This is a genomic window from Candidatus Pantoea persica, from assembly GCF_013753875.1.
In the GTDB taxonomy this organism is placed as follows: Bacteria; Pseudomonadota; Gammaproteobacteria; order Enterobacterales; family Enterobacteriaceae; genus Pantoea; species Pantoea persica.
In genome coordinates this window covers 84,887-107,253 of sequence record NZ_SMDS01000019.1, presented here as the reverse complement: position 1 = coordinate 107,253, position 22,367 = coordinate 84,887, and the positions used below count along the sequence as shown (strand labels likewise).

Below are 22,367 nucleotides of genomic sequence, written 5' to 3'. Positions count from 1 at the left end.
TTAATACTCTTCATCATGACCTCATTACATCGGCGCGATGTTCAGGAAGAAACGCTGGAACCAGCCCATGGTCTGCGCTTCGTTAATATAGCCGTTACCAACATACTCGATGCGCGCATCGGCCACCGCAGTCGACAGCACCGAGTTACTGGCACTGATGGTGTGCGGATTGACGACGCCGGAGAAGCGGATAAATTCCGTGCCCTGGTTGATCTCAATCTGCTTCTCGCCGACCACGCGCAGGTTGCCGTTCGACAGCACCTGGTTGGCGGGACGGTAATGGTACCGATGAAGGTATTGTTGGCGGTGGCGCCGTCTTTGCCAGCGAAATCGTTGTTGCCGTTGGCGCCGAGGTTGGCTTTCGCGCCGTCGGTGCCTACCAGGCCGGCCAGGACGGTAGGAATGGCGTCGAGGTCGAAGCTGGCGATGCCGTCGCGCGTGGCGTTGGCGGAAGAGCTCTTGCTGGCGCTGACGTTCTCCTGCAGCATAATAGTGAGTGTATCGCCGATATTGCGCGGAAGACAATCCTCGAACAGCGGCTGATAGCCGTAGTTCAGCGGCGCGACGCCCTAAAAAATAGAGCCGTTGACCACCGGCGGCGCGGAAGGCAGCGACTGTGCCATGGTTGCGTCTTACACCAGCGGCGTGCGCGGCACTAACGCACAACATTAAGGGTCAGCAGCAGAGACGCCACTAACCAATGTCCAAGCTTTAAATTCAGTTGCTTCGCCACGGAGTCACAACCTTATACATGTGTTGACTTCAGGCCAGCCTGCGCTGGCCCTGATGACCTGATTAAATCTGGGTTAACTTCTGCAACATCTGATCGGAGGTGCTGATCGCCTTGCTGTTGATCTCATAGGCGCGCTGCGTCTGGATCATGGTGACCAGCTCTTCCGCCACGTTAACGTTGGAGGTCTCCACATAGCCCTGATAGAGCAGGCCCGCGCCGTTCTGGCCCGGCGTGCTTGACGCCTGGGTTTCCTGGTAAAGGTTTTTGCCCATGCTGTCGAGGCCAGCGTCGTTTAATAAAGGTGCTGATGGTCAGCTGCCCCACTTGCGCCGGGTTGGTTTGTCCCTGTTGAGTCATGCTCACCACGCCGTCGCGCGAGATGGTGATGCTGGTGGCGTTAGCCGGAATTGTGATACCCGGCTGTACCGGATAGCCGGCGTTGTTCACCAGCTGGCCGTTCTGATCCCCCTAGAACGAACCGTCGCGGGTATAGGCGGAGGTACCGTCCAGTAGCTGCACTTCAAAATAGCCCTAGCCGTTGATCGCCACGTCTTTGGAGTTGCTGGTCTGCGACAGGTTGCCCTGGGTATGCAGACGCTCGGTGGTCACCGGACGCGCCGGTACCGATCTGCAGGCCCGACGGCAGCGTGGTCTGCTCGGAGGACTGGGGGCCGGGCTGGCGCAGCATCTGGTACAATCAGATCTTCAAATACCGCGCGCAAACGCTTAAAGCCGTTGGTGCTGACGTTCGCCAAGTTGTTAGAGTATGACGTCCATATTGGTTTGCTGGGCGTCAAGACCGGTCTTAGCGATCCATAGAGAACGAATCATCGGATTTCCTCGGCCTTAGCTGCTCATGTTGAGCAGCTGGTTGGCTTTTTGCTCGTTTTCATCGACGTTGGTGATGACTTTCACCTGCATCTCGAAACGTCGGGCGTTGACGATCATATCGACCATGGTTTCCACCGGCTTGACGTTGCTGCCCTCCAGCACGCCCGGCATCACCTGCACGGTCGCGTCGTTGCCCAGCGTCGCGTCGCGCGTCGCCTGCGCCTGCGCCTGCGCCTGCTGCGTCGGACGGAACATGCCGTCGTCATCGCGCTGCAGCTCTTTGCCGGTGGCTTTCACCAGCTTCAGCCTGCCGATCTGCACCGTGGCGTTCGGCGCGTCGCCCGCGTTGCGTGAGGTGATGGTGCCGTCGGTGGCAATTGTCAGCTCCGCGCCCTGCGGCACCGCGATGGGGCCGCCATCGCCCATGACGGGATTGCCCTAGATGGTCAGGATGCCAGTGGCGCTGATCTGCATTTTGCCGTTTCGGGTGTAGGCCTCGCTGCCTTCAGCGGTGCGCACCGCCAGCCATCTTCGCCCACCGCCACATCCAGCGTGCGCCCGGTGCTGTTCATCGCGCCCTGGCTCATATCCGCCCCCGGCGTGGAGGCGGCTACCAAGGTGCGCGTCGGCAGCGAGCAGCCGTTGACCGGCACCGCGCGCAGCGCTTTGAGCTGCGCGCGAAAGCCCGGCGTCTAGGCGTTGGCAAGGTTGCTGGCCGTGACGGCCTGCTGATCCAGCGTCTGGCTGGCCGAGCCCATCGCGGTATATATCGCGTGATCCATAAAGCAATCCCGTTAGTGAATTAATGCAGGTTAACCAGCGTGTTGAGGATCTGATCCTGGGTTTTGATGGTCTGGGCATTCGCCTGATAGTTGCGCTGCGCCACGATCATGTTCACCAGTTCCTGACTCATATCGACGTTCGACGCTTCCAGCGCGTCAGCGGTCAGCGGTCAGCGGTCAGCGAACCGTAGGTGCCGATGCCCGCAATGCCCACAGCCGCCTGGCCGGAGGAGCTGGTGGCAGACCAGACGTTGTCGCCTTCCGACTGCAGCCCTTCCGGGTTAGAGAAGCTAGCCAGCACGATCTGGCCCAGCAGCTGGGTTTGCTGGTTGCTGTAGGTGCCAGTAATGGTGCCGTCGTCGTTAATGGCGTATCTGGTCGGGTCGCCCGGCGCGTAGCCATCCTGGGTCGGGTTGCCGAAAGAGGTGGTGACGGTGTTCTGCTGCAGGCTGCCCAGCATGCTCAGCGTGATGGGCTGAGCCGCCGCCGCGCCGTTAGAGCCGTTGATGGTCAGGTTAATGCTGGTGTCCGCGGTGCCGTTGATGCCGACCAGGCTGCCGTCGCTGTTAAACGACATGGTAAAGTCGCCCGCGCTGGTGCCGGTGGTGGAGTCCATCGCATGCACCGTCCACTCATTGTCGGCGGTTTTGACGTAGTATATGTCGAGGGTGTGATCGTTACCCTGCGAGTCATACACCGTCATGGTGCTTTTCGTTGTAACTGTCGACATCGCTGGTGCATGAAGGTCTTGGCGGCGGAAATCGCGGTGCTGGTGGAGTTAAGGTTCGCCACCTGGGTCGCGGTGGTAGTGGCGCGCGCCGACATCTGGGTGGTCGGAATGCTCAGCGCTACCGGATTGGCGCCGGTCTGCACGGTCGGCGGCGTGCCGCTGAACGGATAGCCGGTCACTGTCAGCCCCTGGGTGTTCACCAAGTATGGCGCGGCGAGGTCACCTTCAGTGCCATGCCGCTGCCTTCAGCGCGGACGTTTTTCATTACCCGACAGAGCTCGTTGGCAAAGTCGATATATCGCGCCTGATAGCCTGGGGTATCGGCGTTGGCGATGTTTGACGCCAGGATCTCCTGGCGTTGCGCATGCAGATTGAGAGCTTCAGTGCCGAATTACAGCGCAGCATCCAGTTTGTCGAGCATGCTTCCTCCGCGAATGAGAATTTCGAGCGGACAGCTTAATTGGAGAAAAACAAGGGCTATCGTCTGAATAGCAGCAAAAATTGCGGCTATTTTCGTCTTGATTTTTGCGCGCCGGGAGAACACTCGTCGCCAACAGCAGCAAGGAGTCTTTTCATTACCAGAATTACAGCCCTGCTGGTCGGCCTGCTGGCGCTGGCCACCCTGCCCGCCAGCGCCGCCGATCTGCCTGCCCAGCTGACGCACTTTTTTCAGGCCTGTGACGCACAGCATGCGGCGGGGATGACGGTAGCGATCAAGACGCCGCAGGTGCAGTAGCCCAACTGCGAAGCACCGCAGTTTTCCCTGCCGGGCAACAGCCGCCTGTGGGGCCTGCTCAGCGTGGCCGCCAGCTGCGGCGATACGCGGCGCTTTCTGCAGGTGCAGGTGACCGGCCACTATCTGGTGGCGAAGCGCCTGCTGGCGCGCGGTGCCACCGTTAGCGCCGACGATTTTCGCCTGCAGAGCGGGCGCCTCGATACGCTGCCTGCCCGCGCGCGCTACCACGTAGAACTGGTCGCCGACGCAGTGGTGCTGTGCGATATTCCGCCGGGGCAGCCGGTGACGCTGTCGATGGTGCGCCAGCCGTGGCGCGTCAAGGCGGGTCAAAACGTGATGGTTATCGCCAGCGGCGAAGGCAAGGCGCTCAACAACGCCACGCACGCGCAGTCGGTGCGCGTGCGCATGGGCAACGGTCAGGTGGTAAGCGGTAAAGTCGATGCGGATGGGAATATTCTGATATCGCTATAAGGCGCTAAAGAACGCAGCTGTTCTGCCGATAGAGAAATCAATAAAGCGATTACACTATTCTGATTCAGGTGGCAGTTTCCCCTGACCTTACAGGAGCCCGAATATGAGCATCGACAGAACGCAACCTCTGAAGCCGGTCACAACCGTGCTAATCAACAGATTCGCTTTACCGAAGAGGCGCTGACGGTGCTTAAACCGCACCAGATGCAGGCGTTTTACAGCCCGGACGGGCTGGGCAAAGGCCAGGCGACGCTGAGCCGGAAGGTTTTAAAAAATCCCGCGTATCACGCGGGATTTTTTTGTGCTGTTACGCGTGCGCCCGGCGCGCGAAGTCGCGCGGACGGAAGCCGAGCACACCCAGCGTCAGGAAGTAAGCGACGCCGCCGACCGCACACACCGCCGCCAGACGCAGCAGCCGCCATAGCATATTGCCCTGTTCCCAGGCGGGCATCAGGTAAAGTATGCCGACCAGCGCCGCCGCCATCACCACCACCGCAATCAGCAGGCGCAGTAAAAAGCCCGCCCAGCCCGGCTGCGGCTGGAAAATCTGCTGTTTACGCAGCTGCCAGTAGAGCAGTGCGGCATTAAGGCAAGCCGCGAGGCCAATAGAGAGCGACAGGCCGGCGTGCTTCAGTGGGCCGATAAAGGCCAGGTTCATCAGCTGAGTCATCAGCAGGGTGATCATGGCGATCTTCACCGGCGTTTTAATGTCCTGACGCGAGTAGAAGCCCGGCGCCAGCACCTTGACAACAATCAACCCCATCAGTCCCACCGAGTAGGCAATCAGCGCACGCTGCGTCATCAGCGCGTCAAAGGCGCTGAACTTGCCGTACTGAAACAGGGCGATGGTCAGCGGGCCGGAGAGAATGCCCAGCGCCACCGCGCTCGGCAGCGCCAGCAAAAAGCAGAGGCGCAGTCCCCAGTTCATCAGGCGCGAGTATTCGTCGTGGTTACCGCTGGAAAAGCTCTTCGCCAGCGACGGCAGTAGGATGGTGCCCAGCGCCACGCCCAGTACGCCGGAGGGAAACTCCATCAGGCGATCGGCGTAGTACATCCAGGAAACCGAGCCGGAGACGAGAAACGAGGCGAAGATGGTGTTGATAATCAGCGAGATCTGGCTGACGGATACGCCGAGGATCGCCGGTCCCATCTGCCGCATCACGCGCCAGACGCCCGCATCCTTCAGGTTGATGCGCGGCAGCACCAGCATACCTATCTTCTTCAGGTGCGGCAGCTGATAAAACAGTTGTAGCACGCCGCCCGCCACCACCGACCAGGCCAGCGCCATCACCTGCGGATGAAAGTGCGGCGCGGCGAACAGCGCGAAGCCGATCATGCTGATATTGAGCAGCGTCGGCGCAAAGGCAGGCACCGAAAAGCGGTTCCAGGTGTTGAGGATGGCGCCCGCCAGCGACGCCAGCGAGATCAGCAGGATATAGGGAAAGGTGACGCGCAGCTGCGCGCTGGTCAGGGCGAACTTGTCGGCGGTGTCGGCGAAGCCGGGCGCGGTGACGAGGATTACCCAGGGAGCGGCGATCATGCCCGCCGCCGTTACCAGCGCCAGCGACAGCGTCAACAAGCCGGAGACATAGGCGACGAACAACCGGGTCGCCTCCTCGCTCTGCTTGCTTTTGTACTCGGCGAGGATCGGCACAAAGGCCTGGGAAAAGGCGCCATCGGCAAAGATACGCCGCAGCAGATTCGGCAGCTTGAAGGCAACGAAAAAGGCGTCCGTGGCCATCCCGGCGCCGAACACCCACGCCACAATGGTGTCACGGGCAAAACCCAATACGCGGGAAAACAGGGTCATGGAACTGACCGCTGCCAGCGATTTCAACAGATTCATAATTGGCGCGCGTCCTGAAAAGAGTCGGCAAAAGGCGCTACGTAGCGCGGGCGCCCGGCGATAGTCTACTGGCACGGCGGGAAATGACCAGCGCGGAATGTTACAAGGCGTTATTCCTTCTCCGCCTCACGCCACAGTTTTTCCACCACGCGCTGCGCCAGCAGCGCCTGTTCGCCACTGGTTTCAGGCATCGTCTTTTGCACGCACTGGATAAAATGGTGCGCCGCACCGCCAGCCAGCCAGCCAGCCAGCCACAGGGGGGTATCGATAACGTGCAGATAATCATCAAGCAGCGTAAAGCGCAGATCCTGCGGGCCGACGCTATCGCTGCGGTGCTTCTCCATTCGCAGGCTTTCGGCCTGCGGCATCGCCTGCCGCAGCTGCTGGTAGCGCGGCGCGAAGCGGCGGTTGAAGCCGACCATCAGCCGACGTCCGCGCTTCTCCGCCAGCGCCATTACCGGCAGCCAAGCTTTCTGCGCAATGCTGCCCAGCCCGACAACGCCAATGCGTAATGTCATCTTATCCTCCTTATATGCAGCAGCGTTTACACCAGCGCCTGTAGCGCAGAGAGCGACTGCTCAAGCACGGCGACGCGCGCGCTGAGATCGCTGTTATCCTCCAGCGGCGTCTCCGCCTCGGCGGCCGCTGACTCGTCGCCAAACTGATGGGTGTAGCGGCTCTCGCGTTTGCCAGGCTCGCGCGGCAGTCGCGCCACCCTTTCCCGCTCTGCCAGGTCAGCCCGCGTGGCTTCCACTTCCGCCACGTCAGCGAAGTCGTGCAGCCGGCCGCTGCGCGTGCGCAGCTCGCTTGGCTTTTGCGCGCCGCGCAGGAAGAGCAGCGTCAGCACCGCGACTTCGGTGCTGCTGAGCTGCAGGTTGCCAAATGCCGAATTGCAGTAGCGCTGCTCATATTTCACCACGCGCTGGCCGAAGCCGCTGCTGGCGGTAACCAGGTGCGCCTTTACCAGCCGATCCAGCTCGTTCTGCACCTCGCTCTCGGTGAGGTTCATCACTGGCTCGCGGTTCGACTTCTGGTTGCAGGCAACCACCACGGCATTAAGGGAAAGCGGATACTGCTCCGGGGTGGTAACCTGCTTTTCCAGCAGGCAGCCAAGAATACGCAACGCCAGCGGCGAAAGCGCCATTTTCATCACTTTCTTCCTGTTAGTTGCGCCGATCGGGCACCCACTCCTGGCTGGTCAGCGCGGTCAGCACGTGATCCTGCCAGCGACCGTCAATCAGTAAGTAATCTTTCGCATAACCCTCTTTCTCGAAGCCGAGGCGCGCCAGCTGAGCTGGTTATGCGGCATATAGCGGATCGCGCTCTGCAACGCCTCGAACATTAGTCCCTGCCCCTGCCACTTTTCCCCCAGCGAGTAGCCGAGATCGCAGGCGTGGAAAGAGCCGCGCAGCACGTTGCTGAAGTTCGCCACGCCGCGGATTTCGCTCTCTTCGGGAGCCATCACGACAAAGTAGTAGGCGGAGCCACTTTTGTGCATATCGGTGCTCAGCCCCAGCCCCAGCCGCGCCTGCCAGCCCTACGGGTAGCAGTGGCTTTCGTCGCGCACCGGCTCCCTGGGTTTGAGGAACGCGCGGTTTTCGGCGTAGTAATCCGCCAGGCGTCGCGTTCGTGAACCAGACGCACCACCAGCTGGTCGGTGGTTAATCGCACCCTGGGCGCGGCAGAACGATAGCCAAACATCATGACTCCTGAATTCAAAGGCTCTGAGAGCGCGGTGCCAACAACATGGCCTTCACTATAACCGCCGCCCCCGCATCGGTAAAATATTCGTTAACATATCGCCGCAAGCGCCTTAATTTCATTTCACATTCCGGCATAGGCCGCGCCGGTTTGCCTTGCTTGCCACTCTCTTCCATACTTTCGGCTCGTCCTCAACAGGATGACGCCCGTTGCCCTGACCCAACAAGGAGACCGGGATGAAACTCTACATCTACGACCACTGCCCCTTCTATGTGAAAGCGCGCATGATTTTCGGCCTGAAAAACCTGCCAGTAGAGCTTGTCGTCATGCTGAACGATGACGAAGCGACGCCGAAAAAGTTGATTGGCCAGAAGATGGCGCCTGTTCTGCAAAAGGATGACGGCAGCGCGATGGCGGAAAGCCTCAGTATCGTGCGCTTTATCGATAAAAGCGACGGCGAGCCCTTGCTGACCGGCAAGACCAATCCCGCAATCACCGACTGGCTGCGCCGCGTTAACGGCTATGTCAACAAGCTGCTGCCGCCGCGTATTGCCGACGCCGCGTTCGCGGAGTTTGCCACGCCGCAGGCGCGCGACTACTTTGCAGCAAAAAAGAGGCCGCTATCGGCGATTTCGCCGAGCTGAAGCGCCATGCGCCCGGCTTTATCAAAAATATTAGCGGCGAGCTGTCGGAAGATGATATTAACCTATTTCCGCTGCTGCACTCGCTGACGCTGGTGGCAGGCATCGGCTGGCCCAGCCGCGTCGCCGACTACCGCAACAACATGGCCAAGCAGACCCAGGTTAACCTGCACTCCTCGGTCGCCAGCTGACCGCCGCGATGAGAGGCGCGCAGCGTTTCTCATCGCCTTCTTAATGACACCTCCGCCGCATTCAGGCACCCTGTGTTCCGCGACAGCGCCATTCTGGATGAGGACACAATGAAGAAGGTATTTTTCGGGCTGACCGCCCTGTTTTTTGCCGTGCTAGTTAGCGGCTGCAGCAAACTGACGCAGTACACCATCAGCGAGCAGGAAGTGAATCAGGCGCTGGCGAAGCAAAACAATTATGAAAAAGATATCGGCGTGGCCGGCCTAGTTAACGCCCATATTCTGTTGACCAATCTCAGCAGCCAGATAGGCCGCGAGGAGCCGAGCAAGGTCACCCTGACCGGCAACGCGAAGATTAACGTCACCTCGCTGTTTGACCCGCAGGAAGCGGATATGCAGCTGAAAATGCGGGCGCAGCCGGTGTATGACGCGCAGCAGGGCGCGATTTTTCTGCGCGATCTGGAGATTGTCGATGCGCAGGTCCAGCCGGAGAAAACGGCGGCGCTGGTGAAAACCCTGACGCCCTATCTCAACCAGTCGCTGAAGAGCTACTTCAATCAGCGGCCCGCCTGGGTGCTGAGCACCGATCGCAGCAAGGCCGAGGCGCTGGCGAAGCGATTCGCTAAAGGGCTGGAAGTGAAGCCCGGCGAGCTGGTTATTCACTTTACGCAATAACGCCGCGGCGTTGCCTTCGCCTTTCTCTCTCCCTGCGCGTCACGCCCGTTGCCTGTCCTACAAGAAAAGAAGTGTAAACGGTTGCCCGACGCCTTATCCTTGGTACTCGGCCAAAACGCGCCTTTACGTTTCCTGACTAGCCGGAGCTTCACTGATGACTGCACACTCTCAGCAACTCACTATCCGCCGCCCTGACGACTGGCATATCCATCTGCGCGATGACGCCATGCTCAGCACCGTCCTGCCCTACACCAGCGCGGTCAACGGACGTGCTATCGTGATGCCCAACCTGGTGCCGCCGGTGACCAGCGTCGCCGCCGCCGTCGCCTACTGCGAGCGTATTCTGGCCGCGCTGCCCGCCGGGCACCGCTTTACCCCGTTGATGACCTGCTATCTTACCGATTCGCTCGACGCCGATGAGGTTGAGCGTGGCTTTAGCGCCGGCGTCTTTACCGCCGCCAAACTCTATCCGGCGCACGCCACCACCAACTCCAGCCACGGCGTGACCAATATTGCCTCCATCAGCGGCGTGCTGGCGCGCATGGAAGAGATGGGCATACCGCTGCTGATCCACGGCGAAGTGACCCACGCCGAGATCGACATTTTCGACCGCGAGGCGCGCTTTATCGACAGCGTGATGGAGCCGCTGCGCCGCCAGTATCCGGCATTGAAGGTGGTCTTTGAGCACATCACTACCCGCGAAGCGGCGCAGTACGTCGAGGCGGGTAATGAACTGCTGGGCGCCACCATTACGCCGCAGCATCTGATGTTCAACCGTAACCATATGCTGGCGGACGGTGTGCGGCCACACCTTTACTGCCTGCCGATCCTGAAGCGCAACGTGCATCAGGAGGCGCTGCGTCAGATCGTGGCCAGTGGCCATCCGCGCTTCTTCCTCGGCACCGACACCGCGCCGCACCTGCGTCATATCAAGGAGGCCAGCTGCGGCTGCGCCGGCGTGTTCAACGCGCCTACCTCGCTGCCCGCCTACGCCACCGTGTTCGAAGAGCTGGGGGCGCTAGCGTATCTGGAAGCCTTCTGCTCCGAGAACGGTCCGCGCTTCTACGGCCTGACGCTCAATGAGGATCGCATCACGCTGGTGCGTGAACCCTGGCAGGTTGAAGAGAGCATTAGCATGGGCGAGCACGCGCTGGTGCCGTTCCTCGCCGGCGAAACGCTAAACTGGCGCGTCAAAGCGTAACCGTCAACGACGCTTTCGCTTGCCTCCGGCCGCTTAATTCTGTAAATATACACAGTATCTAAACCGGAGGCCGCCATGCGTGTTGAAATTACCGTTGCCAAAACATCCCCACTGCCTTCGGGCGTGATGGAAGCGCTGACGGCGGAACTCTCCCACCGTATCGATGAAGAATTTCCCGACGGCCAGAACCACGTCAAGGTGCGCTATGCCACTGCAAACCAGCTCAGCGTGCTGGGCGGCGATAAAGAGACGCACGATCGCATCAGCGATATTCTGCAGGAAACCTAGGAAAGTGCTGACGACTGGTTTATTACCGATTAACCGCCACTGCGCAGTTTTTGCCGGGTGTCGCCATCCGGCTTTTTTCTCCTCTACTCCCCTCGCGATAACATTTTACTGCATCTAGACTCTGATCAATCAATCGCCGATTCTTGCGCGCGAGATCTTTTACAAGAGGTGCGACGAAATGATGACTGACAATCCGGAAGAGGCGATGAACTTTGGTGAATTGCTGGCGCTGATCGGCGAGCAGCAGCGTCGCCTGACGGTGCTGGAGAGCGCCTTTTCCAGCCTGACCTTTTGTCTCGACGAGCGCGCCGGCCAGCTGCTGGTGCACCATCTGACGCTGGAAGCGCAAAATCAAAACCATGACGAGCAGCTGCAACAGCACTTTGCCCGCCTGGCGCAGGCGCTGCAGAAGCCCGCAGCCGTGCCACCCGTCGAGCCTGCGTCCTGATATTTTTTCGCCCTAATATGCACCGCGCCGTTATTTCCTAAACTGCCTGACATCCTCAGGCATTTTATTTTCCCTGTATACGGGTTTTAACTGCGAATATATTGCTTGTTTTGCGCTCACCGCATTTTTTCGTCGGTGAGAACATAACTTTCTGTTATAATTGTCCCGCTACTGGATAAAAAAACCGCATTGAACTTTAATATGCACTTCGTTTAACGAGTAATAAGATGTTATAATAGACAGAAATAAAGACGTTATTCAGACCCATCCGCTGATGGGCCGGGATATCAGTACTGTAGACAGCTACGACGCCATGATGATCCGCTTTCATTCACTCTCATCGCAGGATTAAAAGAAGAAGAAGCCGATGTCGGACCAACCTGCTGACTGACAACAGACGTGGCGAGGCAATTTATCTCTATTCTCGAAGCTGGCATTGCCAAGAGCAAATCGGCTGAGCTGATTGAGCGTTATCAGTCAAAACATTAACCTCAGCCAGGCAAACGGGCACCCTCAGGGGTGCCTTTTTCATTTCTGATTCTGTTATGCTGCTGGGCGTGTAACGGCTTTCGGGAGTTCTGATTCAATGAGTTATGACCTGATAGTGGTGGGCTGCGGTTCCGTAGGCACCGCGGCGGGCTTTTACGCGACCCAGGCGGGCTTGTCGGTGCTGATGATCGACAGCGGCCATCCGCTGCACAGCGAGGGGACGCACCATGGCGAAACGCGTCTTATCCGTCACACCTATGGCGAGGGCGAGCGCATCATGCATTGCAGCGGCATTATTAACCTTGCACCGATGCAGTCGGACTTTTATCCACAACGTGATTGAAAGCGCGCAGGCCTGGAAGCTAAAGGTACAAATTCTGCAGACGGACGAGGTGCGCCAGCGCTGGCCGCAAATCAGCGTGCCTGACGGCTATATCGGCGTGTATGAACCGCAGTCGGGCTACCTGCGCTGCGAACAGGCGGTGCGCAGCTGGATCGTGCTGGCCGAGCGGGCGGGCCGCGCCCGGCTGTTTAACTGCGGCGTCTCGGAAATCGGCCGCAACGGCGAGCTGCAGCAGGTGGTGACGGCGGACAGCCGATGCGCAAGCTGATGCGGCGTGCGATATTTGAAGCCAAAACGTGCGATAAATGACGGGCTACTTTTGTTTCCATCAGTGCAAAGAAATTACACTGCCATTTTTTTATCGGAGGCACTTTGGCCTGTTCGAGTGGTACGATCAACTGGACAATATTTGTAGGTGCTGGTCAATGAAACGCCATACAGTAATGCCAGCTGTTTTCTATTATGGCCGGACTCAAGTGATTTTTTAACCTGTTCTTGCTGTGCAGAAGGTAATACGCAAGGTCTACCTAGTCCTCAAATTCCACCACTGTCAGCGCATTCAGCTCACTCGGCTGCCAGCGAAACCATCTCGCCAACAGGGCCTGCGCCTGACGCAGCGCCTTCGGCGATTGCATCCAGCCCCGCAAACTGGCGAAAGTGGCTTTGCGACTGTTGATAATCCACCAAATCCATATTGTCGATATCTTCCGGTATCAGGCCGGTCATGCGGGCAATCAGCAGGCTGTCCCAGTCATTGACGTTTTCACTTAAGCGGCGTACCGCCTTGATGTCACTGACCCTGAGCCGGCTTAAAGTGACTTGTGTCAGCATTTCACCGCTGCCCAGGGCATAAGGGTATTGCAAGGTGTAATGTAAAGACTGTGTCATGAGGGTTATTCCTTAACCTGTTACTGTCATGCGCCCAGATTGGCGCGGTAGTCGGTGAGCTCCGGCAGCACCTGGCCATCCATGACCTGCTTGATATAGCTGCAGGTAAAACTGCTGCTCATCTCTGGCACCTCATGCTGCTTGAAGCTGCCCAGGCTATTTTTGCTGAACATCACCGTCATAAACACCGCCACCGGCAGTTCAATCCTGGCGACCCTGTGCCGGGTTATAGCGCTGCAGGCTGCCGCGACATTGCAGCGGATACGCCTTGAAAGGATTGATGGTGCGCAGCGCCACCTCTTCATACAGGCTGGTCCAGTGAATTTCCCCTTCCAGCTTGTCAAACCCCGCCGATAACTGAATTTTGCCTATCATCCCCAGCGCCTGATGCTCCTGCTGCACCACGTTGATTTCCGGTAGTTTGATTTCTTTTGCCCGACCCAGCAGGCTATTGCCGTCCAGGCAGACGTTGGCATTGGTCATAAAATGCAGTGCATTACCCGCCATGATGTGCTCCTTATCGTTGTCTTATTGACCCTGTGCGTCACGCTCATACGGAGACCCCACTTTTCAGGAAGGTGAGATAGTCATCGGTGATTTCCGTCTCAAAGGTCAGGTGCTCCATCGGCGGGGGGGGGGGGGGATATTTGTAATTCAGTTTCAACTGCCCCAGACTGAGCGCGTCTTTGGTGTTGTTCGCAGGGTCATACCAGCAGTGAAAGCCAAGCAACGCAACATCGGCAATCAACCGCCTCGGTCAGCGCATCAATCAGCCCCTGATTAATGGGGCGATCAATATATTGCAGACTGAAATGGCGGATAGACTCATTAATCATGTCCCCGGTCGCCGCACATTTTCAAAATTCTTCAGGTGCGTCGGTCGGCCAGGCCGCCGTGCTATTGCCCCACAGGCGTAATCCGCTACCAAAGCGGTTAAACACCGTGGTATACTGTTCTGGTTAAGCAGATTGACTCGCATTGGCGTCATTAATGCGCGCACTTAACGGGCGCTCAATGCCGACAATGCCCATCAGTGCCTGATTGGAAGACGACCACCAGAACCCTTTTTCCCTATCCACTTTTGCCCGCAGACCCGCCGACAGCGGCTCCAGGCGAGTCTGGATTGTTGCCTTGTCATAGACCTTGACCTGCGGATAACACAGGCGTACCCGGTCACCCGGTCAGAGGAGGTATTAAAAATTAATGGTGCCTTGTGGCCCGCGTCTGGCTATCGCCTGGGCAAACGTCATCCCCGCCGGGGCAATAGGCAATGCCTTCACAGTGGTAGGCCAGGGCAATCATGGCGCTGGCCACGGCATTCTGGTGCGAGAAGCCGAGAGCAATCAGCAGTCTGGGGCGAAAGCCAAACAGGCTGTCGGCATTTTCCAGCGCTTTCATCCCGGTACGCTGGTCGGCAGCATTGGTGGTGCCCAGAATGTCAGAGCGGCGGTGATTTTTGAGACATCCGGGGTGTTATAGGTGACACTGACGGTGGCCCCCTGGGCAATACCGCCGGTGGTGACGCGGGTCACCTTGCCGGTAGCGTATGCGACTGCATAGTCGGTCGCCGCCTGAAACAAGGTCTGCCCATCGACGCTTTTCACCACTATATCGCCCACAGGTAATTGAGTCAGGGTGGCACTGTGGTGCATACTATCCAAAGTTACACGTTCCGCGGTTATCGTTTTCTGATGTTTTCGGGGGTCAAACACATTGACCACCAGAACGGTACCGACACCGTGGTCATAGATAGCGCGCAAGGCCTGTGGCAGGGTAAATCCACTTGCCTCATCGCTAAACTGAGCCGCGTTTTTTCCGACAGGCACCCGGTCAGGGTATTGACCGGGCCTTTCGGCGCGGTACCGACCAGCCCAATTACCGACGATTTTTCCGTTTTGACCGGACGTGGCCCTCGCTCGATTTCCAGCGTATCGACGCCGTGATGTTTTTCTCTGCTCATGGAGTGACCTCGTTACTTTATTATGTCTGATGGCTTGTCGTCTGATGGCGGGCGCGCACTGGTTTACCGATATCGCGGCAGGCTCGCTTTCGGTGCTGCTGGTGGGCCTGAGCTGGGTGCTGCTGACGCCTCTGAGCGACGCGGTGGTCAATGCGATTTATCGTAAACTGACGGGCAAATATAAGCCCTGACGATTGCTAAAGGCCGATCGAACAGAAAGCGCCCGACGCTTATTGATAAGCGCAAATAAAAGAATGGCATTATTCTTATCCCTCTCTGCTTTAAAACCCCGCCAGTATTATTAGCAGGCTAATGATAAAGAAAAGCCTATGACGTTTTCCCTTTTTAATTCTCTTTCCCGCCCCCTTGTCCAGTGAGAAAAGGCTTAAAAGCTTATCTAACCGCGGAATTGCCCCTGTTTGTCGCATTTATTTTAAGAGTAATTTTTTAAAATTGAGGGTAAAGTAACCAGTGTGTTACAGACTGATTTCAAATCAAAAAAAGCTATTAGAAATTACGTAAAAGCCCTCGCTACGGCGTCTGTAATCGGTTAATCTCCATGGCGTAGAGGCATCAGAAGCAGAAAATTCGGTTCTTTTTTAAGCAAAAAAGTGTTCGTTAACACATTTTAGTAATTAAGGAATTGTCTTAGGCTGTCACGCTTATTAATCTCAATCCGTTTTATCACCTGGCTAGCGACATCCTGTCGTAAGGACTTCGAAGGAATATACGAACAATGGTCAAATCTCAACCAATACTGAGATATATCTGGTGGATTTTGCCTGCAGTGGCGCTGGCAACTCTCCTCTCAGCATGTAGCAGTACCGGTCAGCACGCGAAAAACGAGAATCATGAAGTTAACAACCAGAATGGTTTTTTACTTCAGGCGTCTCAGGATGAATTTGAAGAGATGGTGCAGAATGTGGATGTTAAATCCCGTATCATGGAACAATATGCCGACTGGAAAGGCGTGCGTTACCGCCTCGGCGGCGACACCAAACGCGGCATCGACTGTTCTGCCTTTGTGCAGCGTACCTTTCGCGACCAGTTTGGCTTAGAGCTGCCGCGCTCCACCTCGGAGCAGCAGGACTCCGGCAAAGAGATTTCGCGCACCAAGATGCGTCCCGGCGATCTGGTGCTGTTCCGCGCTGGCTCGACTGGCCGCCACGTGGGCATCTATCTCGGCAACGACAACTTTGTACATGCCTCCACCAGCAGCGGCGTGATGATCTCCAGCCTGAATGACCGCTACTGGAAAAAGCGCTATCGCGAAGGCCGTCGGGTATTAAGCCGTAATCCCAGCTAGCTTCTGAACCTGTTCGTTTCTCAGCAAGAGAAAACATAAAACGCTGCTCAGCAGCGTTTTTTTTTCGTCTTTATCCTGGATAATTTACGTAGCCATAGCGTAAAAGTGATTGTTTATCAGAAGCATATCGATACATTCCCTGCCGTCTCGTTATATTCTCATCACTTTCGCCAGAGCAGTCGTGCAGAGTCAATAATGAAAGATAAGACAAGGGGAAAGCACCTCCATGCCACTGCCCAGGGCGCTAACGCGCCAGGCCTCCTATCCTCGTCGCATCGCCTGGAGCAGCGCGATCTTCGGCAGCCTGTTCTTTATCCTCTTTACGCTGCTGCTGACCTTTACCTGGCATCAGCATCTGCTGAACGACAGCCGCGCCAGCCTGCAACGCGCCCTAGATACGCTTGTCGCCAATACCCTGAATCCCCTGGTCTCTTTTACCCAGCATGACTGCCACGCTATCAGCCAGGAGCTGACCTCCCGCTCCGCCTTCGCCAGCGACCTGCGCGCGATTTTGCTGGTGCGCGAGGGCTACGCCTTTTGCTCATCGGCCGCCGGCGCCTTCTACCTACCGCTCAACGCCATCTCGGAGCAGACCGATCTCGGCCGCAACCTGGATCTGCGCCTGCTGAGCGGCACGCCGCTGCAGCCCGGCAAGCCCGTTTTCGCTCTCTGGCTGCGCAATCCGCAAAGCGCGCAGTCCGGCGTGCTGGCGACGGTTAACCTTAACCTGACGCCCTATCAGCTGCTGGCCTCATACCATCCGGAGATCACAGGTATGGCGCTGGTGGCGCAGAATACGGCGCTGACCAGCTGGCGGCAAAGCGTGGTCGAGAACCGCGCGCTGCCGCCGCAGCCGCTCAGAGTCTACCCGCTGCAGTTCGTGCTCTATGGCAGTACGCTGTCGCTGCTGGTCGGCGGCAGTTGCTGGCTACTGCTGTCGGTAAACCAGCGGCCCGGCAAAGAGATCCTGCTTGGCATCAAGCACGGCGAATTTCACGTGGAATATCAGCGGCTAATCAGCACCCTGAGCGGTCGCACCTACGGCCTGGAGGCGCTGCTGCACTGGACCCATCCCAGCGAAGGGATGATCCCGCCCGATATGTTTATCAGCTACGCTGAGTCACTGAACCTGATTATTCCGCTGACGCGCCACCTGTTTGAGCTGGTGGCGCGCGATGCGCACCGCATGAATCCCTGTGTGCCTGCCGGCACCCATATGAGCCTGAACCTGTCGCCACCGGCGAGCAGGCGGCCTGACTGGTCAAACACGGCGTCAGCCATATGCAGGGTTATCTGTTCAGCCGCCCGCTGCGGCCAGATAAGCTGATCGACTATTACCGCAGCCGCAGCCTGGCGACGCTGGCCGGATAGCTGGTTGCGACGCCGCCGGAAGTGCTAAGCTCGTCGGCGAAAAAAACAGGAGACCGCCATCCCTATGCTGTTGCGCCTGATAAGCCTGCTGCTCGCCACGCTCTGCGCCCCGCTGCGCGGCGAGATGATCCAGCAAAGCCGAGCCTTCGCCACGCTGGGCGAGCCGAAATACGCGCCCGGCTTCCGCCACTTTGACTATGTGGATCCCGCCTCGCCAAAGAGCGGCAGGCTCACCATGGCGGTGGTCGGTACCTTTGGCAACTTCAACCGCTACGCCTCGCGCGGCAATCCCGGCGCAGGCACGGAAACGCTCTACGACCGGCTGTTTACCAGTTCAGACGACGAGCCGGACAGCTACTATCCGCTGATCGCTGAATCGGCGCGCTACGCCAGCGATTTCCGCTGGATGGAGATCCGCCTTAATCCGCGCGCAGGACGTTGCCTTTACCTTCGACAAATTTATGCGCGAAGGCGTGCCGCAGTTTCGCATGTTTTACCGCGGCGTTAGCGTCACCGCACTCAGCCGCCAGACAGTGCGCATCCAGCTGCCAAAGGCCGACAAGGATATGATGCTGGGGCTGCTGACGCTGCCGGTGCTGTCGCAGGCGTTCTGGCAGACAAGGCCGTTCAACGAGCCACTCAGCGCGCCGCCGCTCTCCAGTGGCCCTTACCGCATCAGCCGCTACAAGCTGGGCCAGTAGCCAGTATATTGAGTACAGCCGGGTAAAAGATTACTGGGCGGCGGACCTGCCGGTAAACTGCGGCCGCTTTAATTTCGATACCCTGCGCTACGACTACTACCTGGACGATAACGTCGCCTTTGAGGCGTTCAACGCGGGCGCCTTTGACCTGCGCGAAGAGGGCTCCGCTAAAACGCGCAAAGCGGCCAGCCGCTGCGCATCGAGCTGCTGCTGCGCAGCGGCGCCAGCAATGACTGGGCGCTGCCCGACCAGCACAACCTGTCACGGCTCGGCATCCGCCTGACGCTGCGCGTGGTGGACGCCTCCCAGTATCTGCGGCGGCTGCGCGAGGGCGACTACGATATGATCGCCTCGCTCTATCTGGCGATGCCTGCGCCCGGCTCCGATCTGCAGACCTGCTGGCAATCGGACTATATCGATTCCTCATGGAACAGCGCGCGGCTGAAGGATCCGCTGGTGGACCATTTCGTCAAGGCGATAGTGGCGCACCAGAGCGACAAGGCGGCGCTGCTGCCGCTTGGCCAGGTGCTGGATCGCATCCTGCTGTGGAATGCCTATATGATCCCTATGTGGTACAACGCGGAAGATCGCATCGCCCTCTGGAATAAGTTCGCCCATCCGGCAGCAAAGCCCGCTTACGCCAGCGGGCTGGAAAACTGGTGGTATGACCCCGATAAAACCGCGCGTTTGCCGGCGGAACGACGCTGAGGAGCCGACATTGTCCGCCTATTTTTTGCGCAGAATGTTGCTGGTGATCCCTACGCTGTGGGCCATTATTACTCTCAACTTTTTTATTGTGCAGATCGCGCCCGGTGGACCGGTTAATCAGGCGCTGGCCAATATTGAGTTCGGCCAGAGCAGCGGCCTGCCGGGCGGCGGCGGCGATGGCGGCGCGCGGGAAGCGCTGAATCGCGCGACGCCCGGCGACAGCTAGTATCGCGGCGCGCGCGGCCTCGACCTGGAGGTGATCGCCGAAATCAAGCGGCGCTACGGCTTCGATAAGCGGATGTGGCAGCGCTATGTCGAGATGCTGTGGAACTATCTGTGCTTCGATTTCGGCGACAGCCTGTTTCGCAGCGCCTCGGTGGTGCAGCTGATCAAAGAGAGCCTGCCGGTTTCCATCAGCCTGGGGCTGTGGAGCACGCTGATTATCTATCTGATTTCTATCCTGCTGGGCATTAAAAAGGCGGTGCGCAACGGCAGCGCCTTTGACGTCTGGAGCAGCACCTTTATCATCATCGGCTACTCCGTGCCCGCCTTCTTGTTCGGCATCATGCTGATCGTGCTGTTCGCCGGCGGCAGCTATCTCGACTGCTTTCCGCTGCGCGGCCCCACCTCGCCGTAGTTCGATTCACTGCCCTGGTATGGCAAGGTGGCCGATTATCTGTGGCATATCAGCCTGCCGGTTCTGGCGACGGTTATCGGCGGTTTCGCCACTCTGACCATGCTCACCAAAAACAGCTTTCTGGATGAGATCCGCAAGCAGTACGTGGTGACGGTGCGCGCGAAGGGTCTCGGTGAGCGGCGTATTCTCTACCATCACGTTTCCGCAACGCCATGCTGCTGGTGATCGCCAGCTTTCCCGCCACCTTTATCAGCATGTTTTTCACCAGCTCGGTGCTGATCGAGGTGATGTTCTCGCTGAACGGCCTTGGCCTGCTGGGCTATGACGCCACTATTCAGCGCGACTATCCGGTGATGTTCAGCACGCTCTATATTTTCACCCTGATCGGCCTGCTGCTGAATATCGTCAGCGACCTGACCTATATGCTGGTCGATCCCCGCATTGATTTTGAGGGCCGCTGATGCGCTTGTCTCCGATCAATCAGCAGTGCTGGCTGCGTTTTCACCACAACCGACGCGGCTACTGGTCGCTGTGGATTTTCCTGATTATCTTTGCGCTCTCGCTCGGCGCCGATCTGCTGGCGAATGATAAGCCGCTGCTGGTGAGCTACAGCGAAAGCGACTTCGGCGGCGCGCTGCCGACCGCCACCGACTATCAGGATCCCTGGCTGCAAAACCGGCTGAACCAGCACGGCTAGGCGCTGTAGGCGCCGATCCGCTTCAGCGACGGCACCATCAACTTCGCCACTCAAACGCCCTTCCCTTCGCCACCGTCGACGCAAAACTGGCTGGGCACCGACGCCAACGGCGACGACGTGCTGGCGCACCTGCTGTACGGCACGCGCATTTCGCTGCTGTTTGGCCTGCTGCTGACCTTTTTTCCAGCGTTATCGGCATTGTGGTCGGCACGGTGCAGGGCTACTTCGGCGGACGGGTCGATTTGATCGGCCAGCGCGTTATCGAAGTCTGGTCCGGCATGCCCGCGCTGTTTTTGCTGGTGCTGCTCTCCAGCGTCATCCAGCCGGGCTTCTGGTGGCTGCTGCTGGTTACGGTGATTTTCGGCTGGATGGGGCTGGTAAGCGTGGTGCGCGCCGAGTTTCTGCGCACGCGCAACTTCGACTATATCCGCGCGGCGCAGGCGCTGGGCGTCAGCGACGCGCATTATGCTGCCGAATGCGATGGTGGCCACCCTCACCTTTTTACCGTTTATCCTCTGCGGCTCGATCGCCATGCTGACCTCACTCGATTTTCTCGGCTTCGGTCTGCTGGTGAGATCGCCGTCGCTCGGCGAGCTGCTGTTGCAAGGCAAGAATAATCTACAAGCACCGTGGCTGGGGCTGGCGGGCTTCTTTACGCTGGCGATCCTGCTGTCGCTGCTGACTATCGATGGTCTTTGCGTCGCGCTGCAGCGCGGCGGCGTGACGAGCAACCTGGTGAAAGAGGTCTCTCTCAGCGTTGAGGCGGGCGAAACCCTGGCGCTGGTGGGCGAATCCGGCTCCGGCAAAAGCGTCACCGCGCTGTCGGTAATGCAGCTGCTGCCCGCGCTGCCGGTGAGCTATCCTCGTGGCAGGATCCTGTTTAACGGCAGCGATCTGCTGCGCGGCAATCAGATCGCGATGATCTTTCAGGAGCAGATGGTGTCGCTTAATCTGCTGTACACCGTCGAGAAGTAGCTGTATGAGGTGCTCTCCCTGCATCGCGGCATGCAGCGTGAGGCGGCGCGCGGCGAGATCCTCAGCGCGCTCGACCGCGTCGGCATCCGCCAGGCCGCCGCGCGGCGCTGTTTAGCCAGCCACAGTACGCCTATACCCGCCAGTTGCTGGCGGTCAAACAGCTGCGCGTCACCTTTCCGGTGCGGCGTGGCCTGCTCAGGCGGCAGGTCGATGAAAAGGTAGCGGTGCGCGACCTCAGCTTTACCCTGAGGCGCGACGAGAGCCTGGGGCTGGTCGGGGAATCCGGCTCCGGCAAAAGCACCACCGGGCTGGCGGTACACCGGCCCGATCTCGACGCCGCGCAGCAGGAGGCGCGCGTCATCGCGGCGATGGAGGAAGTGGGATTAGCGGCAGAGAGCCGCCATCATCGCTATGCAGCGGAGTTTTCCGGCGGCCAGCGGCAGCGCATCGCCATTGCGCGCGCGCTGGTGGTGGAGCCGCAGCTCATCGTGCTGGATGAACCGACCTCCTCGCTGGACCGCTCGATGCAGAAGCAGACCCTGACGCTGTTGTGCCAGCTACAGCAGCATCAGCTGACCTATATCTTTATCAGCCACAATTTGCAGGTGGTACGCGCCTTGTGTCACCAGCTGATTGCACTGCGCCAGGGCGAGGTGTTGGAGCAAGGCGGCTGCGCGCCTCAGTGGCCGTTAAACGTCTCTGCAATCGCCACGCCCTGATTTTTCAGGCAGCAGTTGTTGGCGCTTTCGTCGCTGTGCAGGATAATAAACAGGCAGGGCGTCCCTTCGCACTCCGCCACTTTGCACTCGACCTGAATCGTCGCCAGCGCATCCTGCAGCTGGTGCAAAATTTCCCATGAGGGATGGCCGTCGTGGCTGATCAGGCGCAGCGCAATGAGATCTTGCTAATTGGCTACACCCTCCTCTACCACGATGCCGCTGTGAATGGAGAGCGGCATCAGCATCGCCAGCAACCCCAGAATCACCACCAGTCCCGCAGCTGAATTTTTTTCCTTGCGCAC

Annotated in this window: 11 protein-coding genes and 19 pseudogenes; 16 read left to right on the top strand and 14 right to left on the bottom strand. The window is 58.6% G+C overall.

Annotated elements, in window-relative coordinates:
* Positions 1 to 24 precede the first annotated feature (24 nt).
* From EIO60_RS11200 to flgB, 5 pseudogenes are all read right to left on the bottom strand, one after another.
* Positions 25 to 733, bottom strand: a pseudogene (locus tag EIO60_RS11200) (flagellar basal body L-ring protein FlgH).
* Between the two features lie 62 nt (positions 734 to 795).
* Positions 796 to 1,564 (bottom strand): annotated as a pseudogene (gene flgG / locus EIO60_RS11195) (flagellar basal-body rod protein FlgG).
* A 15-nt stretch (positions 1,565 to 1,579) separates the two neighbouring features.
* Positions 1,580 to 2,346 (bottom strand): annotated as a pseudogene (locus EIO60_RS11190) (flagellar basal body rod protein FlgF).
* A 20-nt stretch (positions 2,347 to 2,366) separates the two neighbouring features.
* Positions 2,367 to 3,279: pseudogene (locus EIO60_RS11185) on the bottom strand (flagellar hook protein FlgE); the annotation flags it as partial.
* 2 nt (positions 3,280 to 3,281) lie between these two features.
* Positions 3,282 to 3,497: pseudogene (gene flgB, locus EIO60_RS11180) on the bottom strand (flagellar basal body rod protein FlgB); the annotation flags it as partial.
* 153 nt (positions 3,498 to 3,650) lie between these two features.
* Here flgB and flgA point away from each other — a divergent pair.
* Positions 3,651 to 4,283 (top strand): annotated as a pseudogene (gene flgA / locus EIO60_RS11175) (flagellar basal body P-ring formation chaperone FlgA).
* Positions 4,284 to 4,439: 156 nt separating this feature from the next.
* Positions 4,440 to 4,547: pseudogene (locus EIO60_RS11170) on the top strand (flagellar biosynthesis protein FlgN); the annotation flags it as partial.
* Between the two features lie 43 nt (positions 4,548 to 4,590).
* Here the strand turns inward: EIO60_RS11170 and murJ are convergent.
* The 4 genes and pseudogenes from murJ to rimJ all read right to left on the bottom strand — a co-directional run bounded on the left by murJ (position 4,591) and on the right by rimJ (position 7,830).
* The gene (murJ, locus tag EIO60_RS11165; RefSeq protein ID WP_258576840.1) at positions 4,591 to 6,129 is read right to left on the bottom strand and encodes a murein biosynthesis integral membrane protein MurJ; all 1,539 of its coding nucleotides are present in this window, start codon (positions 6,127 to 6,129) and stop codon (positions 4,591 to 4,593) included.
* A gap of 110 nt (positions 6,130 to 6,239) precedes the next feature.
* Positions 6,240 to 6,647: a Gfo/Idh/MocA family oxidoreductase gene (locus EIO60_RS11160; RefSeq protein WP_258576839.1), complete on the bottom strand. Its 408-nt coding sequence runs from the start codon at positions 6,645 to 6,647 to the stop codon at positions 6,240 to 6,242.
* A gap of 26 nt (positions 6,648 to 6,673) precedes the next feature.
* Entirely contained in the window at positions 6,674 to 7,279 is a 606-nt protein-coding gene (locus EIO60_RS11155) for a YceH family protein (protein ID WP_258576838.1), read from the bottom strand.
* Between the two features lie 13 nt (positions 7,280 to 7,292).
* A pseudogene (gene rimJ / locus EIO60_RS11150) lies at positions 7,293 to 7,830 on the bottom strand (ribosomal protein S5-alanine N-acetyltransferase).
* 236 nt (positions 7,831 to 8,066) lie between these two features.
* Between rimJ and grxB the strand changes: the two are divergent.
* The 7 genes and pseudogenes from grxB to EIO60_RS11115 form a co-directional block, all read left to right on the top strand.
* Positions 8,067 to 8,662 (top strand): annotated as a pseudogene (grxB, locus tag EIO60_RS11145) (glutaredoxin 2).
* 108 nt (positions 8,663 to 8,770) lie between these two features.
* Entirely contained in the window at positions 8,771 to 9,334 is a 564-nt protein-coding gene (locus tag EIO60_RS11140) for a lipoprotein (protein ID WP_258576837.1), read from the top strand.
* A 154-nt stretch (positions 9,335 to 9,488) separates the two neighbouring features.
* The gene (gene pyrC / locus EIO60_RS11135; protein WP_258576836.1) at positions 9,489 to 10,535 is read left to right on the top strand and encodes a dihydroorotase; all 1,047 of its coding nucleotides are present in this window, start codon (positions 9,489 to 9,491) and stop codon (positions 10,533 to 10,535) included.
* 75 nt (positions 10,536 to 10,610) lie between these two features.
* On the top strand, positions 10,611 to 10,823 hold the full coding sequence (locus EIO60_RS11130) for a DinI-like family protein (protein WP_258576835.1): 213 nt from the start codon (positions 10,611 to 10,613) through the stop codon (positions 10,821 to 10,823).
* 178 nt (positions 10,824 to 11,001) lie between these two features.
* Positions 11,002 to 11,271: a hypothetical protein gene (locus EIO60_RS11125; protein WP_258576834.1), complete on the top strand. Its 270-nt coding sequence runs from the start codon at positions 11,002 to 11,004 to the stop codon at positions 11,269 to 11,271.
* A 235-nt stretch (positions 11,272 to 11,506) separates the two neighbouring features.
* A pseudogene (gene bssS, locus EIO60_RS11120) lies at positions 11,507 to 11,760 on the top strand (biofilm formation regulator BssS).
* A 97-nt stretch (positions 11,761 to 11,857) separates the two neighbouring features.
* Positions 11,858 to 12,353 (top strand): annotated as a pseudogene (locus tag EIO60_RS11115) (FAD-dependent oxidoreductase); the annotation flags it as partial.
* Between the two features lie 92 nt (positions 12,354 to 12,445).
* Here the strand turns inward: EIO60_RS11115 and EIO60_RS11110 are convergent.
* The 4 genes and pseudogenes from EIO60_RS11110 to EIO60_RS11090 form a co-directional block, all read right to left on the bottom strand.
* Positions 12,446 to 12,619: pseudogene (locus EIO60_RS11110) on the bottom strand (helix-turn-helix domain-containing protein); the annotation flags it as partial.
* Positions 12,620 to 12,667: 48 nt separating this feature from the next.
* Positions 12,668 to 12,991 carry a phage tail assembly protein gene (locus EIO60_RS11105; RefSeq protein WP_258576833.1) on the bottom strand — a complete coding sequence of 108 codons (324 nt, stop codon included), beginning with the start codon at positions 12,989 to 12,991 and terminating at the stop codon, positions 12,668 to 12,670.
* Between the two features lie 26 nt (positions 12,992 to 13,017).
* A pseudogene (locus tag EIO60_RS16790) lies at positions 13,018 to 13,498 on the bottom strand (phage major tail tube protein).
* Positions 13,499 to 13,541: 43 nt separating this feature from the next.
* Positions 13,542 to 14,951, bottom strand: a pseudogene (locus tag EIO60_RS11090) (phage tail sheath subtilisin-like domain-containing protein).
* Positions 14,952 to 14,995: 44 nt separating this feature from the next.
* Between EIO60_RS11090 and EIO60_RS11085 the strand changes: the two are divergent.
* The 7 genes and pseudogenes from EIO60_RS11085 to EIO60_RS11055 all read left to right on the top strand — a co-directional run bounded on the left by EIO60_RS11085 (position 14,996) and on the right by EIO60_RS11055 (position 22,065).
* On the top strand, positions 14,996 to 15,142 hold the full coding sequence (locus tag EIO60_RS11085) for a hypothetical protein (protein WP_258576971.1): 147 nt from the start codon (positions 14,996 to 14,998) through the stop codon (positions 15,140 to 15,142).
* A gap of 545 nt (positions 15,143 to 15,687) precedes the next feature.
* A complete protein-coding gene (gene mepS / locus EIO60_RS11080; protein WP_258576830.1) occupies positions 15,688 to 16,257 on the top strand; it encodes a bifunctional murein DD-endopeptidase/murein LD-carboxypeptidase in 570 nt (189 codons plus the stop codon).
* 226 nt (positions 16,258 to 16,483) lie between these two features.
* Entirely contained in the window at positions 16,484 to 17,584 is a 1,101-nt protein-coding gene (locus EIO60_RS11075) for an EAL domain-containing protein (protein WP_309484709.1), read from the top strand.
* A gap of 108 nt (positions 17,585 to 17,692) precedes the next feature.
* Positions 17,693 to 19,037 (top strand): annotated as a pseudogene (locus EIO60_RS11070) (extracellular solute-binding protein).
* Positions 19,038 to 19,047: 10 nt separating this feature from the next.
* Positions 19,048 to 20,135: pseudogene (gene yejB, locus EIO60_RS11065) on the top strand (microcin C ABC transporter permease YejB).
* A pseudogene (locus EIO60_RS11060) lies at positions 20,135 to 21,073 on the top strand (ABC transporter permease); the annotation flags it as partial. The pseudogenes yejB and EIO60_RS11060, both read left to right, overlap by 1 nt.
* Before the next feature lie 18 nt (positions 21,074 to 21,091).
* Positions 21,092 to 22,065: pseudogene (locus tag EIO60_RS11055) on the top strand (ATP-binding cassette domain-containing protein).
* Here EIO60_RS11055 and EIO60_RS11050 read toward each other — a convergent pair.
* A pseudogene (locus EIO60_RS11050) lies at positions 22,026 to 22,250 on the bottom strand (YejG family protein); the annotation flags it as partial. The pseudogenes EIO60_RS11055 and EIO60_RS11050 sit on opposite strands and share 40 nt — an antisense overlap.
* Between the last annotated feature and the right edge of the window lie 117 nt (positions 22,251 to 22,367).

What these genes read in the sequence shown, in the direction of transcription:
- EIO60_RS11075 (WP_309484709.1), top strand. Translation starts at nt 16,484, where the DNA reads ATGCCACTGCCCAGGGCGCTAACGCGCCAGGCCTCCTATCCTCGTCGC.
- EIO60_RS11125 (WP_258576834.1), top strand. Translation starts at nt 11,002, where the DNA reads ATGATGACTGACAATCCGGAAGAGGCGATGAACTTTGGTGAATTGCTG.
- EIO60_RS11140 (WP_258576837.1), top strand. Translation starts at nt 8,771, where the DNA reads ATGAAGAAGGTATTTTTCGGGCTGACCGCCCTGTTTTTTGCCGTGCTA.
- EIO60_RS11155 (WP_258576838.1), bottom strand. Translation starts at nt 7,279, where the DNA reads ATGAAAATGGCGCTTTCGCCGCTGGCGTTGCGTATTCTTGGCTGCCTG.
- EIO60_RS11160 (WP_258576839.1), bottom strand. Translation starts at nt 6,647, where the DNA reads ATGACATTACGCATTGGCGTTGTCGGGCTGGGCAGCATTGCGCAGAAA.
- EIO60_RS11105 (WP_258576833.1), bottom strand. Translation starts at nt 12,991, where the DNA reads ATGACACAGTCTTTACATTACACCTTGCAATACCCTTATGCCCTGGGC.
- pyrC (WP_258576836.1), top strand. Translation starts at nt 9,489, where the DNA reads ATGACTGCACACTCTCAGCAACTCACTATCCGCCGCCCTGACGACTGG.
- mepS (WP_258576830.1), top strand. Translation starts at nt 15,688, where the DNA reads ATGGTCAAATCTCAACCAATACTGAGATATATCTGGTGGATTTTGCCT.
- murJ (WP_258576840.1), bottom strand. Translation starts at nt 6,129, where the DNA reads ATGAATCTGTTGAAATCGCTGGCAGCGGTCAGTTCCATGACCCTGTTT.
- EIO60_RS11130 (WP_258576835.1), top strand. Translation starts at nt 10,611, where the DNA reads ATGCGTGTTGAAATTACCGTTGCCAAAACATCCCCACTGCCTTCGGGC.
- EIO60_RS11085 (WP_258576971.1), top strand. Translation starts at nt 14,996, where the DNA reads ATGGCGGGCGCGCACTGGTTTACCGATATCGCGGCAGGCTCGCTTTCG.